Genomic DNA, 13,735 nt, shown 5'->3' on the forward strand with positions numbered 1-13,735 from the left:
CTAAAGCGGCGGGTTACTTTCTTTTGTCATAAGCAACAAAAGAAAGGTAACCAAAGAAAAATGCTTTTCTTTGAATCACCGGCCCGCACGAGCGATGCCGACGCAGGGCTTTTTCATACGGGACATCCCTGTCCCGATGAAAAACGGCGCGCATCCCTGCGCGCCGCCCTTCGGGTCTTCGATTGCCTTCGCAAGTGCGTCGCGACGCACAGCAACCGCAAAATCTTTACGGCAACGGCAACGGCAACGGCAACGGCAACGGCAACGGCAACGGCAACGGCAACGGCAACGGCAACGGCAACGGCAACGGCAATAGCCGACGATGTGGGGCGACGGCGAATGGTGCAGGGCGTGTTCAAGCCCGGCAAAACGCCCCAAAGCAAAAGGACGCGGGCCTTGCCGCCCGCGTCCCGGAATAATTGGAGGCAATCCAGCCTCCGCCCGTCGTCCCTGATATGGCCTCCTATACTCCGGATCAACCGTGACCGGTGTGTGACAAAAGTGGCGGATTCGGATGTCCGTGGAATGGGCGTCGACGGTCCGATATCCGCCGCCACGCCGGTGTTCACCGGTAGTTCCCCTAAGGCTGTTAGCCTCGCGAGCTCCGTCCGGGACTCACTTCTCCATGCCTAAGCCTCGTTGGCGCTTGATTCTCAACGGCAAATCGGCCGGCGACGATGACTTGCGCGAGGCCGTGGTCGCGATACGCGAGCGCGGCATCGACCTGGACGTCCGCGTCACCTGGGAGGGCGGCGACGCCGAGCGCTACGTGGCCGAAGCCATCGCCGACGGCGTCGATACCCTCATCGCGGCCGGCGGCGACGGCACCCTCAGCGAGGTCGCGACCACCTTGGCCCATCGCGACGAAGCTGCCGACGCGCTGCCCTCGCTCGGGCTGGTGCCGCTCGGCACCGCCAACGATTTCGCCAGCGCCGCGCTGATCCCGACCGATCCGGCGCAGGCGCTGGATCTGATCGCACGCCGGCCGCCGCAGCCGATCGACCTGATCCGTCTGGAAGCGCCCGACGGCGTGCACTGGGCCGCCAATCTCGCCAGCGGCGGTTTCGGCACCCAGGTCACCATCGAGACCGACGCCGGCCTCAAGAAGATGCTCGGCGGCCTGGCCTATCTGGTCACCGGCATTTCCAAGCTCGGCCGTATCGAAACGATGCGCGCACGTATCCACGGCGAGGGATTCGAGTGGGAGGGCGACTTCATCGCCCTGGGTATCGGCAACGGCAAGCAGGCCGGCGGCGGCCAGGCCCTGTGCCCGGACGCGTTGATCGACGACGGCCTGCTCGACGTCACCGTCGTGCCCGACCTGTCCGGCGAAGTCGGCGCGACCGTGCGCACCCTGTTGACCGAAGGCAAGCATGCCGCGCTCGATCGCGTCGCCACCCGGGTGCAGTTGCGCTGGGTCGAGATCGAATCGCCGCGGGCGCTGACCCTCAACCTGGACGGCGAACCGGTGTGCTCGCACCACTTCCGCATCGACTGCGTGGCCGGCCGCGTGCGCATGCACCTGCCGGTCGCCTGCCCGCTGCTGTCGGCGATGGCGCCGACCTTGCAAGAATCGTCCCGGGCGGCCGCCGGCTGAGGCCGTCGCGCGGCGCCGGCGAAGCGGCTACAGTAGCGTCCATGAAAGCCTGGGCGAACCCGCATTTCCTTTGTGCCGACGTGGGTTGGCGATGGTGGCCGTCGGCCATCGTCGCTCCTGCCCACTCGTCCATGAAGGAACTGCCGCGTGATTTCGCACGAACTCTTCCAGCAACAGGCCGCTAACGGCTACACCCGTATTCCGGTCGTACGCGAGGTCCTGTCCGACCTCGACACCCCCCTCTCGGTCTATCTCAAGCTCGCCGACGGCCCGCACACTTACCTGTTCGAGTCGGTCGAGGGCGGCGAGCGCTTCGGCCGTTATTCGATCATCGGCCTGCCCGCACAGCGCGTGTACGCCTTCGCCGGCCACACCTTGTTCGTCACCGAGCACGGCGAGCTGGTCGACAGCCGCGTCGTCGACGACCCGCTGGCCGAGGTCGAACGCCTGCGCACCGAATACCAAGTACCCAAGATCGACGGCCTGCCGGGGTTCACCGGCGGCCTGGTCGGCTGGTTCGGGTTCGAGTGCATCCAGTACATCGAGCACCGTTTGACCGGAGACAACAAGCCGGACGAGCTCGGCACCCCCGACATCCTGCTGATGCAGAGCGAGGAGATCGCGGTATTCGACAACCTCAAGGGTCGTCTGTACCTGATCGTCCACGCCGACCCGCGCGAGCCGCAGGCCTTCGCCCGCGCCAATCGCCGACTCGACCAGCTCGTGCACCGGCTGCGCATCGGCGGCGCGAGTTATCCCGAGACGCTCGACCCGGCCGGGCTCGACGAAGGCGATTTCGTATCCGGTTTCACCCGCGAAGGTTTCATCGACGCGGTCGAGAAATCCAAGGAACTGATCCGCGCCGGCGACATCTTCCAAGTGGTGCTGTCGCAGCGCCTGAGCGTGCCGTTCAAGGCGCGGCCGGTCGACGTTTACCGCGCGCTGCGGGCCTTGAATCCGTCGCCGTACATGTATTTCCTCGATGTCGGCGGCACCCAGGTGGTCGGCTCGTCGCCGGAAATCCTGGTGCGCCTGCAGGACGGCGAGGTGACGGTGCGACCGATCGCCGGTACCCGTCCGCGCGGCAAGACGGTCGAGGAAGACAATGCGCTCGAAGCCGAATTGCTGGCCGACCCGAAGGAACGTGCCGAGCACCTGATGCTGATCGACCTTGGCCGCAACGACGTCGGCCGCGTGTCCGAACCGGGCACGGTCGAAGTCGGCGAACAGTTCGTGATCGAGCGCTACAGCCACGTCATGCACATCGTCAGCGAAGTCACCGGCCGTCTGAAGGCGGGCATGAGCTACATGGACGTGCTGCGCGCGACCTTCCCGGCCGGCACCGTCAGCGGCGCGCCGAAAATCCGCGCGCTGGAAGTGATCCGCGAGCTCGAACCCATCAAGCGCAATGTCTATTCCGGCGCGGTCGGCTACATCGGCTGGCACGGCGACGCCGACACTGCCATCGCGATCCGCACCGCCGTGATCCAGGACGGCCGCCTGCACGTGCAGGCCGGCGCCGGCATCGTCTACGACTCCGACCCGCAGAAGGAATGGGAAGAGACGATGAACAAGGGCCGCGCCCTGTTCCGTGCCGTGGGCGAGGCTGCGCGCGGGTTGTAGGAACCGCGCGAACCCGCCTTGGGGTAGGAGCGGCGCAAGCCGCGACCTGCGCCGGTCGGAGGGGTGCCAGGGTCGCAGCTTGCGCAGCTCCTACGAGAAGCTGCGCTGCAATTTCGACGATCGCCCGAATCCGCTTTGGGGTAGGAGCGGCGCAAGCCGCGACCTGCGCCGGTCGGCGAGGTGTCGTGGTTGCAGCTTGCACAGCTCCTACAAAGAGCTGCGCTGGCGCTTTCGTCGGTTAATGCCCGGTTGCCCGAATCCGCCTTGGGGTAGGAGCGGCGCAAGCCGCGACCGCGCGGGTCGGCGAGATGTCGTGGTCGCAGCTTGCGCAGCTCCTACAAAGAGCTGTGCTGCTGTCGTCGTTCATGCCCGGTCGCGCGAAACCGCTTTGGGGTAGGAGCGGCGCAAGCCGCGACCGTGCGGGTCGGCGAAGTGACGCGGTCGCAGCTTACGCAGCTCCTACAAAGAGCTGCGCTGCCGTTGTCGTCGTTCATGCCGGGTCGCCCGAAACCGCTTTGGGGTGGGAGCGGCACAAGCCGCGACCGCGCCGGTCGGCGAGATGTCGTGGTCGCAGCTTGCGCAGCTCCTACAAAGAGCTGCGCTGGCGCTTTCGTCGGTTAATGCCCGGTCGCCCGAATCCGCTTTGGGGTAGGAGCGGCGCAAGCCGCGACCGCGCCGGTCGGCGAGATGTCGTGGTCGCAGCTTGCGTAGCTCTTACAAGAAGCTGCGCTGCCGTTGTCGTCGTTAACGCCCGGTCGCCCGAATCCGCTTTGGGGTAGGAGCGGCGCAAGCCGCGACCCGCGCCGGTCGGCGAGATGTCGCGGTCGCAGCTTACGCAGCTCCTACAAAGAGCTGCGCTGGCGCTTTCGCAGGCCCGACTGATCGAGCGGGCTCACACCACGCTGTAATGCTGCACCAGCGGCTCGAATTCGAGCAGGAAATCGCGGTCTTCGTCGTAGTACTTGGCTTGCAGCAGGTGCTCGCCGGCGAAGGCGCGGATCGCGGCTTCCGATTCCCAGTGGGTGACGGTCAGGAAATGAGTCACCTCGCCGTCTTCGCGCCGCAGGATCTGCACCTGCAGATTGCCGGGCACCGAACGGTAATCCGCCACTGCGCGCTGCTGTAGGAAGGCGGCGTAGGCATCGGCCTGCGAGGCGTGGGTACGGCCATGCCAGATGCGACAGATCATGGGGCGGCTCCTAAGGTCCGTGGCTTTCGCCGGTAACGGCGCGGCGGGACGTCACGCTTCGGCGTTCGTCTCGATCCTAGCGTGGGCGAGCCGCCGGTCACAGCCTCTCTCGTGTGGTTTCGGCATCCGTCCGCGGCGCATCCGACGACAGCCGCAGCGATGCCGCCGATGACGGCCGAATGCATCGGCCGCGCCACATTAAAAAAAGTTCATGCGGCGGAAAGCTCGCGGCGAGGCCCGGCGGCGCAACCTGTCTTCGCGATGGGGACGCCCCCACCGGCAGGAATCCCAACCGAATCGTTTCCAGGAGCCCACCCATGAACGTCCGCAATGCCCTGATCGCCGTCGCTCTCACCGCGTTCGCCGGTTCCGCGTTCGCCGCCGCGCCGGCGACGTCCGCTTCGAGCGCCGCCCCCGCCGCCAAGACCGTCAAGCACAAGCATCACCAGGCCAAGAAGGCGGCGAAGACCGCTTCCGCCGCGGCGCCCGCCGCCAACTGATCCTTCGCCCGCTCCCCCGAGCCCCACGCATCGTCGGCGTGGGTTCCATGCCCCGCCGGCTCGCGCCGGCGGGGTATCCTTTTTCTCTCCCGCCCCAGGCACCGCCCGCGATCCCGGAGTCGGCATGCGCGTCCTGCTCGTCGAAGACGATCCCCACACCGCCGGCTTCATCGCCAAGGGGCTGCGCGAGGACGGTCATGCCGTCGACCACGCCGGCAACGGCAAGGACGGCCTGTTCCTGGCCACTACCGAGCGCTACGACAGCATCGTGCTCGACCGCATGCTGCCCGGGCTCGACGGCCTGGTCGTGCTGCAAACCTTGCGCGGCGCCGGCAACCGCACGCCGGTGTTATTGCTGACCGCGCTGGGCGAGGTCGATCACCGTGTCGAAGGCCTGCGCGCCGGCGCCGACGACTACTTGGTCAAACCCTTCGCCTATGCCGAGCTCAGCGCGCGCCTGGACAGCATCCTGCGCCGCGGCCAGGCCGGCGGCAGCGAACCCACCCGGCTGCGCGTGGCCGATCTCGAACTCGACCTGCTCAGCCGCGAGGCGCGTCGCGGCGACAAACGCATCGAGCTGCAGCCGCGCGAATTCCGCCTGCTCGAGTACCTGATGCGCCAGGCCGAGCGGGTGGTGACGCGGACCATGTTGCTGGAAGCGGTCTGGGACTATCACTTCGACCCGCAGACCAACGTCATCGACGTGCACATCAGCCGCCTGCGCCAGAAGATCGACCAGGGCAACGCGCGGCCGCTGCTGCACACCGTGCGCGGTGCGGGCTATCGGCTCGGCGCATGAGCGCATTGCATACATTCGCGCCGAATCCTGGCGCCCTGAACTCCCCCCTTTGCAAAAGGGGAGCTGGGGGGATTTACGCTTCGTGCGGGCACGACACATGCGCATGAGCCCGCGCTCGACCAGCGCGCGCCTGGCATTGGCGGTGACCGCCTCGTTCCTGCTCGCCTTCGTGCTGCTCGGCATCGGCGTGCATTACGCGGTCTCGGCGATGCTGACCCAGGATGCGCGCGAGCTGGTGCGGGTGGACGCCGCCGGCCTGGTCGAGGTGTATCGCGACGAAGGCCGCGCCGCCTTGCTCGGCGAGTTGCGCGAACGCATCGCCTCCGATGAAGACCCGGATGCGGTGTATGCGCTGACGGCCACAGACGGCCGTGTCGTCGCCGGCGACTACCGCGACCTGCCCAGGCATCGCCAAGGCGCGCGCTGGATCGAGTTCACCGAACACGGCGCGGACGGCGACCTGCGGGTGGTCGCGCAACTGCAACGCTTGCCCGACGGCACCACTTTGCTGACCGGCACCCGCACCCGCAGCCAGGATCGTTTTCTCGCCCTGATGCTGCGCACCGCGTTGGCGGCCTTGCTGGTGGCGGCCACCCTGGGCGCTCTGATCGGCTGGCTGACCTCGCGCTGGGTCTCGCGCCGGCTGCGTCACCTCGACGATACCGCGGTGCGCGTGGGCAGTGGCGAGCTAGGCCTGCGCGCGGGGCTCGACGGCAGCGACGACGCTTTCGACCGGCTCGCGCGCCGCTTCAACGGCATGCTCGACCGCATCGAGGAATTGCTCGGCGGCGTGCGCCATGCGACCGACCATATCGCCCACGACCTGCGCACGCCGTTGACGCGCCTGCGCAACCGTCTCGAAGAGCTGCGCCGGCGCCAGGACGCGGGCGAAGCCGGTACTCAGCTCGACGCGGCGATCGGCGAAACCGACCAGCTGCTGCACTCGTTCGGCGCCTTGCTGCGTCTGGCGCGGATCGAAGCACAGCCGCCGGTGCACGACGAGCCGGTATTGGATTTGTCGGAACTGGTGCGCGATGCGGTCGAGCTGTACACGCCGATCGCGGCCGAACGTGGCATCGCGCTCAGCGCGAACCTGGCCGGTTCGGGCGAGTCGCGCATGCGCGGCGATGCCGATCAGTTGTTCCAGATGTTGGTCAACCTGCTCGACAACGCGGTCAAGTACGCGCCCGCTGCCAGCGAGGTTGCGTTGAGCCTGCAGCGCGAGCGCCAGGCTCTGGTCGTGCGGATCGACGACCGCGGCCCCGGCATTCCCGAAGCCGACCGCGAGCGAGTGTTCGACCGGTTCCAGCGCATGGAATCGCATCGCGGCTCGCCCGGCACCGGCCTGGGGCTGAGCCTGGTGCGCGCGATCGTGCAGCGCCACGGCGGCCAGGTCGGTCTTGGCGACAACACGCCGGGATTGCGGGTCACGCTGGTGCTGCCGACCGAGCCGAGTGCTCGCTGACTGCCGCCGATAGCGTCTCCAGCGCGATGTCCGCATCGCGCTGGAGAGGATCATGCAGCTAAGCGGCCGTCGCCGGGCTTACAGCGGACGCGCGCACTCGATGTTGCCGCCGGCGTAGTAGGTCATGTCCTGGTAGTCGACCGAGGCGTGCACCGGCGTTGCGCTGGTCAACGACTCGACCACTTGATTGCCGCGGCTCAGCTCGAACTGCGGCGTCGTGCCTGCGACCAGCGGCACCTTGAACGAGGTCATCCCGGCCGCGGCCGGCAAGGTCCGCAGATCGCTGCCCTGGCGGATGCTGAGCAGGCCGGGTTCGGTCAGGAACGCAAGCAATTCGACCTGGTTCTCGGCGACCGGCCCGAACGGAATGGTGAACGGGCCCGCCGTCTGTTTGGCGGTGTCGTAGGGCGCGTCGGTCCGGTGTTTGCGATGGAAGTAGTACAAGGCATCGCGGGCGATCGGCGGTGCTTGGCCGGTCTTGAACCAGGTCGTGTAGTAGGCGAGCAAGTCGGTGACCGCGTAGCCGCGATCGCGCGAGGGGGCGACCTGGGTTTCGCCGTAGTCGTTCCAGGTGAGGATATTGACCATCTGCACATCGCTCTCGATGGCCTTCTCGAACAGCGCACGCAGGGTGACGCTGTTGGACGACTCCCAATGGCGCAGTTCGACCTTCTCGGCGCTCTTGCGCACGCGCATGTCCTGGAACGCGACCCGCGCCATCCAGTCCAGCCCGTATTTGCGCGCATCCACCGCTTCGCTGACGTTGGAGGCGGCCTGGCTGGCGGTCTTGCCTTCGAAGATCGAATAGCCGGCCATGGTCGCGCGCCACTCGGCCAGGTTCGGGATCGAGTTCATCGCCGTGCGCGACAGGAACATCGGATACCAGGCCGGCTCGACGCCTTGCGCGCGCAGCAGGTCGAGCAATTGTTGCCACCACAGGATCGGCTTGCCGCCGTCTTTCGCCGGCCGCTCCGGCGAGAACGTCGCCAGCGGCACGCGGCCGTCGGGCAAGCGAAACACCGAGGGATGCTCGATCACCGCCAGCAGGGTCTGCGCCAGTTCGTCGGGCGTGTCCTGCGCGCCCTTCGGGAAGCCGGGCGCGAGCAGGATGCGGAACTCCGGATCGACTGCCTTGGCCGCGGCCAGCATGTCGCGCACGCGATTGAAGCGGTCGTCGGAATGGACCTGCCGGTACGACATTTCCAGGATGAAACCGTCCAACCCCATGGCGATGGCCTGGCGGATCTCGACCTCGAAGTTGAGCTGTTTCCAGTTCGGCTCCGGACGTTTCGGCATCGGCAGCGGGCGATCGCGCAGCAGTCCGCCGGTGCTGAGGTACTCCAGGTTGCCGCTGCTGGCGCCGGTCGGGCTGAGCCAGCGTTCGTACCAGTTCTTGCTGTCGAGCTCGTTGTGGGTCGAGAGCTGGAACGGCGGGAAGTACCAGGCGAACACTTTCTTGCCCGACGCGCGCAGGGCTTGCGGGCTCGGTTGTACGAAGGGATAACACAGCGCCGAGGCGGCGGCATCGCCGGGCGCCAGTAGCGGCGAGCGGATCCGGTCCGGGCCGCGCGCGATCGCGGCGGGGACGATGGCCAAGGCCGCCAGCAGAATCGCGCAGCGAAGTAACGAGGAACGTGGAGCGTGCATGACGTCCATCCTTCAGTAGGGATCGGGTTGCGGAGCGCAACGGAACTGCCGGAGCGATGCCGCGCAGAGCGGCCGGCGGAACTCACGCTATCGGTCGGCCCGGTCCGAGACTGCGTCGTTTCTTGCTATTGCCAACTGGCACACACTCGGGGCAGGGGCCGCGCATCGGTGGTCGCGAGTCGCGCAGACCGATGCGCGGTGCGATGGCGGTGCTCGGGCTATGCTGCGCGCTCGCGTGCCTTTCGCCGCGCTATCGAAGCCCAGGCATGTCGGCATCCACACTCAATCGGCCCGGCGCGCCGCGAAGCCGGTGGCGATGGGCAACCGGCATCGCGATCGCGACCGCATTGGCGGCCGGCCTGTGGACGATCGTCTTCGTGCGCATCGGTACCGGCGTGTACTGCGGCGAGTCGCCGGCGGTGCGCTGGCGGTTGGCGATCCATGCCGGCGAATGCGACGCCGAAACCGGCTGCCACTTCGTCAGGCAGGACGATACCGGCGCGGCCGAATACTTCGGATTCAAGCCGATTCCCTGCGGACGCGAGTAAGCGGGCTCCTGGCCGATGTGGCCATCGCCAGGGGCCGCGGCCCTTGCCTCGACGGCGGCCCGGGCCCGGCCGCTGCCCGTCGATGGGGCCGATCCGGGCGCCCTCGCACAGACCGGCGTCCAGCGGTTACAGTAGCCGCATGATCGTTCGCGCAATCCCGCAGAACTCCCCGAAAGCCGGCCAGGCTTGGCGATGGTGGCGTGCCGCCGTCGTCCGTTTCCTGCCGCCCTACGAGGACTCCCTGCGTGACCCCGCCTACGATTCGATGTTTTCCGGCCGCTAAGCGCGCCCAGTGTTTTCCGGCTGCTGAGCGCAGCCGAGGCTTTACCCCCGCCAATCGCGGCAAATACCCTTCGGCCGCCCAGCGTGGCCGAGGCCTCCCCGACGCGGGAGCGCTTTTCCAGCCCCGACCCCTGTCTGCGGCCTCATCGAGGCGGGATAATCGCGGGCTGTCGCCTGTGAGCGCGGCCGGGCCGTACCGCTGCGCACGGCCGCAGGCGAGTGCGCTGCATCTCCCGCAACACGTCACCGGCACGATGGCGGGCCCATGGCCCGCGATCGCGCAGCTTTCCGGTATTCCCCGCATTCGAGGCGCGTCATGTCCGTTCTGATGATCGACAACTACGACAGCTTCACTTACAACCTCGTGCAGTACCTGCAGGCGCTCGGGGCGGAAGTGAAGGTGATCCGCAACGACGACCTGAGCGTGGCCGAGATCGACCGGCTGGCGCCGGAACGCATCATGATTTCGCCCGGGCCGGGCACGCCGAACGATGCCGGCGTGTCGTTGGACGTGATCCGCGAGCTCGGCCCGCGCGTGCCGATTCTCGGTGTCTGCCTCGGTCACCAGAGCCTCGGCCAGGCCTACGGCGGCGACGTGATTCGCGCCCAGACCATCATGCACGGCAAGACCTCGCGCATCCGCCATGAAGGCCGCGGCGTGTTCGCCGGCCTGCCGGACGCCTACCAGGCCACGCGCTATCACTCGCTGGTGGTGTCGCGCGACAGCCTGCCCGACTCGCTCGAGATCACCGCCTGGACCGAGAACGAGGACGGCAGCTTCGAAGAGATCATGGGCCTGCGCCATCGCGAGCATCCGGTCGAGGGGGTGCAGTTCCACCCCGAGTCGATCCTGACCGAGCACGGCCACGCGCTGTTGAAGAACTTCCTGACCCGATAAACCGCCGTGGCGCGACCCGCGCCTGCCAGGACACGAATCACGATGCCTCTCACCGCCCAAGAAGCCCTGCAACGCACGATCGAGCACCGCGAGATCTTCCACGACGAGATGGTCGACCTGATGCGCATGATCATGCGCGGCGAGATCTCGCCGACCATGACCGCGGCCATCCTCACCGGTCTGCGGGTCAAGAAAGAAACCGTCGGCGAAATCGCCGGCGCGGCGACGGTGTTGCGCGAATTCGCGCGGCCGGTGCAGGTCAGCGACCGTACCCATCTGGTCGACATCGTCGGCACCGGCGGCGACGGCGCCCACACCTTCAATATTTCCACCGCGAGCATGTTCGTGGTCGCCGCCGCCGGGGCCAAGGTGGCCAAGCACGGCAATCGCAGCGTGTCGTCGAAGTCGGGCAGCGCCGACGTGCTGGAAGCCCTCGGCGCGGCGATCGAGCTGCAGCCCGAGCAGGTCAGCCAGTGCATCGACCGCGCCGGGATCGGCTTCATGTTCGCGCCGGTGCATCACCCGGCGATGAAGGTGGTCGCGCCGGTGCGGCGCGAGATGGGCGTACGCACCCTGTTCAACATCCTCGGCCCGCTGACCAACCCGGCCGACGCGCCGAGCATCCTGATGGGCGTGTTCCATCCCGACCTGGTCGGCATCCAGGTACGCGTGCTGCAGGAAATGGGCGCGCAACGCGCGCTGGTGGTGTGGGGGCGCGACGGCATGGACGAGTTGTCGCTCGGCGCCGGCACCCTGGTCGGCGAATTGCGCGACGGGGTGGTGCGCGAGTACGAGGTGCACCCGGAGGACTACGGCATCGCGATGGCGGCCAGCCGCAATCTGCGCGTCGCCGACGCGGCCGAGTCGAAGACCATGCTGCTGCAGGCGCTGGAGAACCGCGACGGCCTGCCGCGCGAGATCGTTGCCCTGAATTCCGGTGCCGCGCTGTACGCCGCGGGCGTGGCCGAGAGCATCGCCGACGGCATCGAGCGCGCGCGTACGGCGCTGGCCTCCGGCGCGGCGCGGGCCAAGCTCGACGAGTTCGTCGCGCTGACGCGGGAGTTGGCGGGGGCGTGATGGGGTGCGGGACGAGCCAATCCCCCCTAACTCCCCCTTTGAACAGGGGGGAATGCTTACGTGGCGGCGTGGGCCTATGTTCCGGCGTCGCCGTGTTCCTTCCAATTCCTGCTGTTGCCGTTCCCCCCTTTGAAAAGGGGGGAGGGGGGATTGGCCTTTGACTTTCGCCTTTTGAACCAAGCCCAGGAGCCAGCATGTCCGCCAGCTTCGCCGAACTACCGAAACCTCCGTATTACGCGGTCATCTTCAGCTCGCAGCGCAGCGACGGGGACGACGCCGGCTACGGCGAGGCAGCCGAGCGCATGGTCGAGCTGGCCGCGCAGCAGCCGGGCTTCCTCGGGGTCGAGTCGACCCGCGGCAGCGACGGCTTCGGCATCACCGTAAGCTATTGGTCCGACGAGGCGGCGATCGCCGCCTGGAAACGGCAGGCCGAACACGCCGCCACCCGCGCCTACGGGCGCGAACATTGGTATCGACATTTCGAGTTGCGCGTGGCCAAGGTCGAACGCGCGTACGGGAGCAAGGGCAAGGCATGAGCGACATCCTCAACACCATCCTCGCGCGCAAGCACGAGGAGATCGAACAGCGCAGCCGGGTGCGTTCGCTCGCCGACCTGCGCGCGCGCGCCGCCTCGCAGGCGCCGGCGCGCGGCTTCGTCGACGCGATCAAGCGCAAGCACGCCGCCGGCGAAGCCGCGGTCATCGCCGAGGTCAAGAAGGCCAGCCCGTCCAAGGGCCTGATCCGCGCCGACTTCAAGCCGGCCGAGATCGCCCGCAGCTACGAGGCCGGCGGTGCGGCCTGTCTGTCGGTGCTGACCGACGTCGACTTCTTCCAGGGCAGCAACGCCTACCTCGGCGAAGCCCGCGGTGCCTGCTCGCTGCCGGTGCTGCGCAAGGACTTCACCGTCGATCCGTATCAGATCTACGAGGCGCGCATGATCGGCGCCGACGCGATCTTGCTGATCGTCGCCGCGCTCGAGGACGGGCCGATGATCGAGATGGCCGGGCTGGCGATGGAGCTGGGCATGGACGTACTGGTCGAGGTCCACGACATCGACGAGCTCGAACGCGCGCTGCAGACCGATTGCGAGCTGATCGGCGTCAACAACCGCAATCTGCGCACGTTCGAGGTCTCGCTGGACACCACCATTGCCTTGCGCGCCGCGGTGCCGCGCGACCGCACCCTGGTCACCGAAAGCGGCATCGCCACTTTGGCCGACGTGGAGCGCATGCGCGGCGCCGGCGTCGAAACCTTTTTGGTCGGCGAAAGCTTCATGCGCGAACGCGACCCGGGCGCGGCGCTGCGGCGGTTGTTCGCGGCGTGAGCGCGGTCCGTCCCGCGCGTTTCCCGCCGGTGCGCGCGGACGCGCCGCTGATCGTGTTCGATTTCGATCACACCCTGTACGACGGCGACTCCGGCAGCCATCTGTTCGCCTGGCTGATCAAGCGCTCGTGGTGGCGCATGCTGCTGGCGCTTGCGATCGCGCCGGTCGCCGGGCCGATGGTGGCCTGGCTGAAGACGCGCCGCCTCGGCATCTCGGCCTTCGTCTGGGTCGGCACCATCGGCATGCATCGGGTCGGCTCGCTCGACGCGATGATCGACCGCTACGTCGCCCTGCACACCGCGCAGATCCGCGAGCGGCTGCTGCCGATCGCGCTCGACGTGTTGCATCACCACCGCGAGCAGGGCGATCACGTGGTGATCGCGACCGGCGCGCCGCCGGAACTCGCCCGCGCCATCCTGGCCTTCGTCGCCCACGAGGACGTGCCGGTGGTCGGCACCCTGGTCGGCCCGCGCCTGGGCGCGCTCGGCGCCAGCCGCCATTGCCATTCCGAAATGAAGATGCGGATGCTGCGCGAGTCCGGCTTCACCGGGCCGGTCGAGGCCGCTTATTCCGACAGCAGCGCCGATCTGCCGCTGCTCAAGGCCGCGCGCAAGCCGGTGGTGGTCAACCCCAAGGCCGCGCGCGTGGAAATGTTCCGGCGTGTGTTGCCGGCCGGCACGCCGATCCTGAACTGGGGTTGCCCGGGGCGGGGCGGCGATGCGGTGTCGTCGGCAGCGAAGTAGGCGTCTGGAATTCGGCTTTCGTCGACACGGGATAGAGCGTGGT

General features: G+C 67.8%; 14 protein-coding genes. 12 read left to right on the forward strand and 2 right to left on the reverse strand.

Going from position 1 to position 13,735, the window contains the following annotated elements; all coding sequences use genetic code 11:
* Nucleotides 1-194: 194 nt before the first annotated feature.
* The 3 genes from ACTJJK_RS12590 to trpE all read left to right on the forward strand — a co-directional run bounded on the left by ACTJJK_RS12590 (nucleotide 195) and on the right by trpE (nucleotide 3,220).
* Nucleotides 195-419 (forward strand): hypothetical protein, encoded by a 225-nt coding sequence (locus ACTJJK_RS12590; RefSeq protein ID WP_440730368.1) that lies wholly within the window; start codon nucleotides 195-197, stop codon nucleotides 417-419.
* Nucleotides 420-625: 206 nt separating this feature from the next.
* Nucleotides 626-1,597: a lipid kinase YegS gene (yegS, locus tag ACTJJK_RS12595; protein WP_440730369.1), complete on the forward strand. Its 972-nt coding sequence runs from the start codon at nucleotides 626-628 to the stop codon at nucleotides 1,595-1,597.
* 147 nt (nucleotides 1,598-1,744) lie between these two features.
* The gene (trpE, locus tag ACTJJK_RS12600; protein ID WP_031371479.1) at nucleotides 1,745-3,220 is read left to right on the forward strand and encodes an anthranilate synthase component I; all 1,476 of its coding nucleotides are present in this window, start codon (nucleotides 1,745-1,747) and stop codon (nucleotides 3,218-3,220) included.
* 892 nt (nucleotides 3,221-4,112) lie between these two features.
* Here trpE and ACTJJK_RS12605 read toward each other — a convergent pair.
* On the reverse strand, nucleotides 4,113-4,409 hold the full coding sequence (locus ACTJJK_RS12605; RefSeq protein ID WP_223619667.1) for an antibiotic biosynthesis monooxygenase family protein: 297 nt from the start codon (nucleotides 4,407-4,409) through the stop codon (nucleotides 4,113-4,115).
* A gap of 317 nt (nucleotides 4,410-4,726) precedes the next feature.
* Between ACTJJK_RS12605 and ACTJJK_RS12610 the strand changes: the two genes are divergently transcribed.
* The 3 genes from ACTJJK_RS12610 to ACTJJK_RS12620 all read left to right on the forward strand — a co-directional run bounded on the left by ACTJJK_RS12610 (nucleotide 4,727) and on the right by ACTJJK_RS12620 (nucleotide 7,173).
* Entirely contained in the window at nucleotides 4,727-4,909 is a 183-nt protein-coding gene (locus ACTJJK_RS12610) for a hypothetical protein (RefSeq protein ID WP_031371481.1), read from the forward strand.
* 124 nt (nucleotides 4,910-5,033) lie between these two features.
* Nucleotides 5,034-5,708 carry a winged helix-turn-helix domain-containing protein gene (locus ACTJJK_RS12615; RefSeq protein WP_440730370.1) on the forward strand — a complete coding sequence of 225 codons (675 nt, stop codon included), beginning with the start codon at nucleotides 5,034-5,036 and terminating at the stop codon, nucleotides 5,706-5,708.
* A gap of 103 nt (nucleotides 5,709-5,811) precedes the next feature.
* A complete protein-coding gene (locus ACTJJK_RS12620; RefSeq protein ID WP_440730371.1) occupies nucleotides 5,812-7,173 on the forward strand; it encodes an ATP-binding protein in 1,362 nt (453 codons plus the stop codon).
* A gap of 78 nt (nucleotides 7,174-7,251) precedes the next feature.
* Here the strand turns inward: ACTJJK_RS12620 and ACTJJK_RS12625 are convergent, their stop codons facing one another.
* Complete coding sequence (locus ACTJJK_RS12625; RefSeq protein ID WP_440730372.1) at nucleotides 7,252-8,820, reverse strand: endo-1,3-alpha-glucanase family glycosylhydrolase; 1,569 nt, start codon at nucleotides 8,818-8,820, stop codon at nucleotides 7,252-7,254.
* Between the two features lie 191 nt (nucleotides 8,821-9,011).
* Between ACTJJK_RS12625 and ACTJJK_RS12630 the strand changes: the two genes are divergently transcribed.
* From ACTJJK_RS12630 to ACTJJK_RS12655, 6 genes are all read left to right on the forward strand, one after another.
* Nucleotides 9,012-9,368, forward strand: coding sequence for a hypothetical protein (locus ACTJJK_RS12630; RefSeq protein ID WP_152566163.1), 357 nt, complete (start codon nucleotides 9,012-9,014; stop codon nucleotides 9,366-9,368).
* Between the two features lie 598 nt (nucleotides 9,369-9,966).
* Nucleotides 9,967-10,548, forward strand: coding sequence for an anthranilate synthase component II (locus tag ACTJJK_RS12635; protein ID WP_031371486.1), 582 nt, complete (start codon nucleotides 9,967-9,969; stop codon nucleotides 10,546-10,548).
* Between the two features lie 42 nt (nucleotides 10,549-10,590).
* Nucleotides 10,591-11,625, forward strand: a complete 1,035-nt coding sequence (gene trpD, locus ACTJJK_RS12640) for an anthranilate phosphoribosyltransferase (protein ID WP_223619671.1) — start codon at nucleotides 10,591-10,593, stop codon at nucleotides 11,623-11,625.
* Nucleotides 11,626-11,819: 194 nt separating this feature from the next.
* On the forward strand, nucleotides 11,820-12,161 hold the full coding sequence (locus ACTJJK_RS12645) for an antibiotic biosynthesis monooxygenase family protein (protein WP_031371488.1): 342 nt from the start codon (nucleotides 11,820-11,822) through the stop codon (nucleotides 12,159-12,161).
* Nucleotides 12,158-12,949, forward strand: a complete 792-nt coding sequence (trpC, locus tag ACTJJK_RS12650; protein WP_223619672.1) for an indole-3-glycerol phosphate synthase TrpC — start codon at nucleotides 12,158-12,160, stop codon at nucleotides 12,947-12,949. The genes ACTJJK_RS12645 and trpC overlap by 4 nt, the downstream gene beginning before the upstream one ends.
* On the forward strand, nucleotides 12,946-13,692 hold the full coding sequence (locus tag ACTJJK_RS12655; protein WP_440730373.1) for a haloacid dehalogenase-like hydrolase: 747 nt from the start codon (nucleotides 12,946-12,948) through the stop codon (nucleotides 13,690-13,692). The genes trpC and ACTJJK_RS12655 overlap by 4 nt, the downstream gene beginning before the upstream one ends.
* Nucleotides 13,693-13,735: the final 43 nt, after the last annotated feature.

This window comes from Lysobacter sp. 22409 (assembly GCF_052045105.1).
In the GTDB taxonomy this organism is placed as follows: Bacteria; Pseudomonadota; Gammaproteobacteria; order Xanthomonadales; family Xanthomonadaceae; genus Lysobacter; species Lysobacter antibioticus_B.

Excerpts from the sequence above, each read along its gene's own strand:
- ACTJJK_RS12610 (WP_031371481.1), top strand. The coding sequence starts at position 4,727 with ATGAACGTCCGCAATGCCCTGATCGCCGTCGCTCTCACCGCGTTCGCC.
- ACTJJK_RS12605 (WP_223619667.1), bottom strand. The coding sequence starts at position 4,409 with ATGATCTGTCGCATCTGGCATGGCCGTACCCACGCCTCGCAGGCCGAT.
- ACTJJK_RS12635 (WP_031371486.1), top strand. The coding sequence starts at position 9,967 with ATGTCCGTTCTGATGATCGACAACTACGACAGCTTCACTTACAACCTC.
- ACTJJK_RS12625 (WP_440730372.1), bottom strand. The coding sequence starts at position 8,820 with ATGCACGCTCCACGTTCCTCGTTACTTCGCTGCGCGATTCTGCTGGCG.
- trpC (WP_223619672.1), top strand. The coding sequence starts at position 12,158 with ATGAGCGACATCCTCAACACCATCCTCGCGCGCAAGCACGAGGAGATC.
- ACTJJK_RS12645 (WP_031371488.1), top strand. The coding sequence starts at position 11,820 with ATGTCCGCCAGCTTCGCCGAACTACCGAAACCTCCGTATTACGCGGTC.
- ACTJJK_RS12630 (WP_152566163.1), top strand. The coding sequence starts at position 9,012 with ATGCGCGGTGCGATGGCGGTGCTCGGGCTATGCTGCGCGCTCGCGTGC.
- ACTJJK_RS12615 (WP_440730370.1), top strand. The coding sequence starts at position 5,034 with ATGCGCGTCCTGCTCGTCGAAGACGATCCCCACACCGCCGGCTTCATC.
- yegS (WP_440730369.1), top strand. The coding sequence starts at position 626 with ATGCCTAAGCCTCGTTGGCGCTTGATTCTCAACGGCAAATCGGCCGGC.
- trpD (WP_223619671.1), top strand. The coding sequence starts at position 10,591 with ATGCCTCTCACCGCCCAAGAAGCCCTGCAACGCACGATCGAGCACCGC.
- ACTJJK_RS12620 (WP_440730371.1), top strand. The coding sequence starts at position 5,812 with ATGAGCCCGCGCTCGACCAGCGCGCGCCTGGCATTGGCGGTGACCGCC.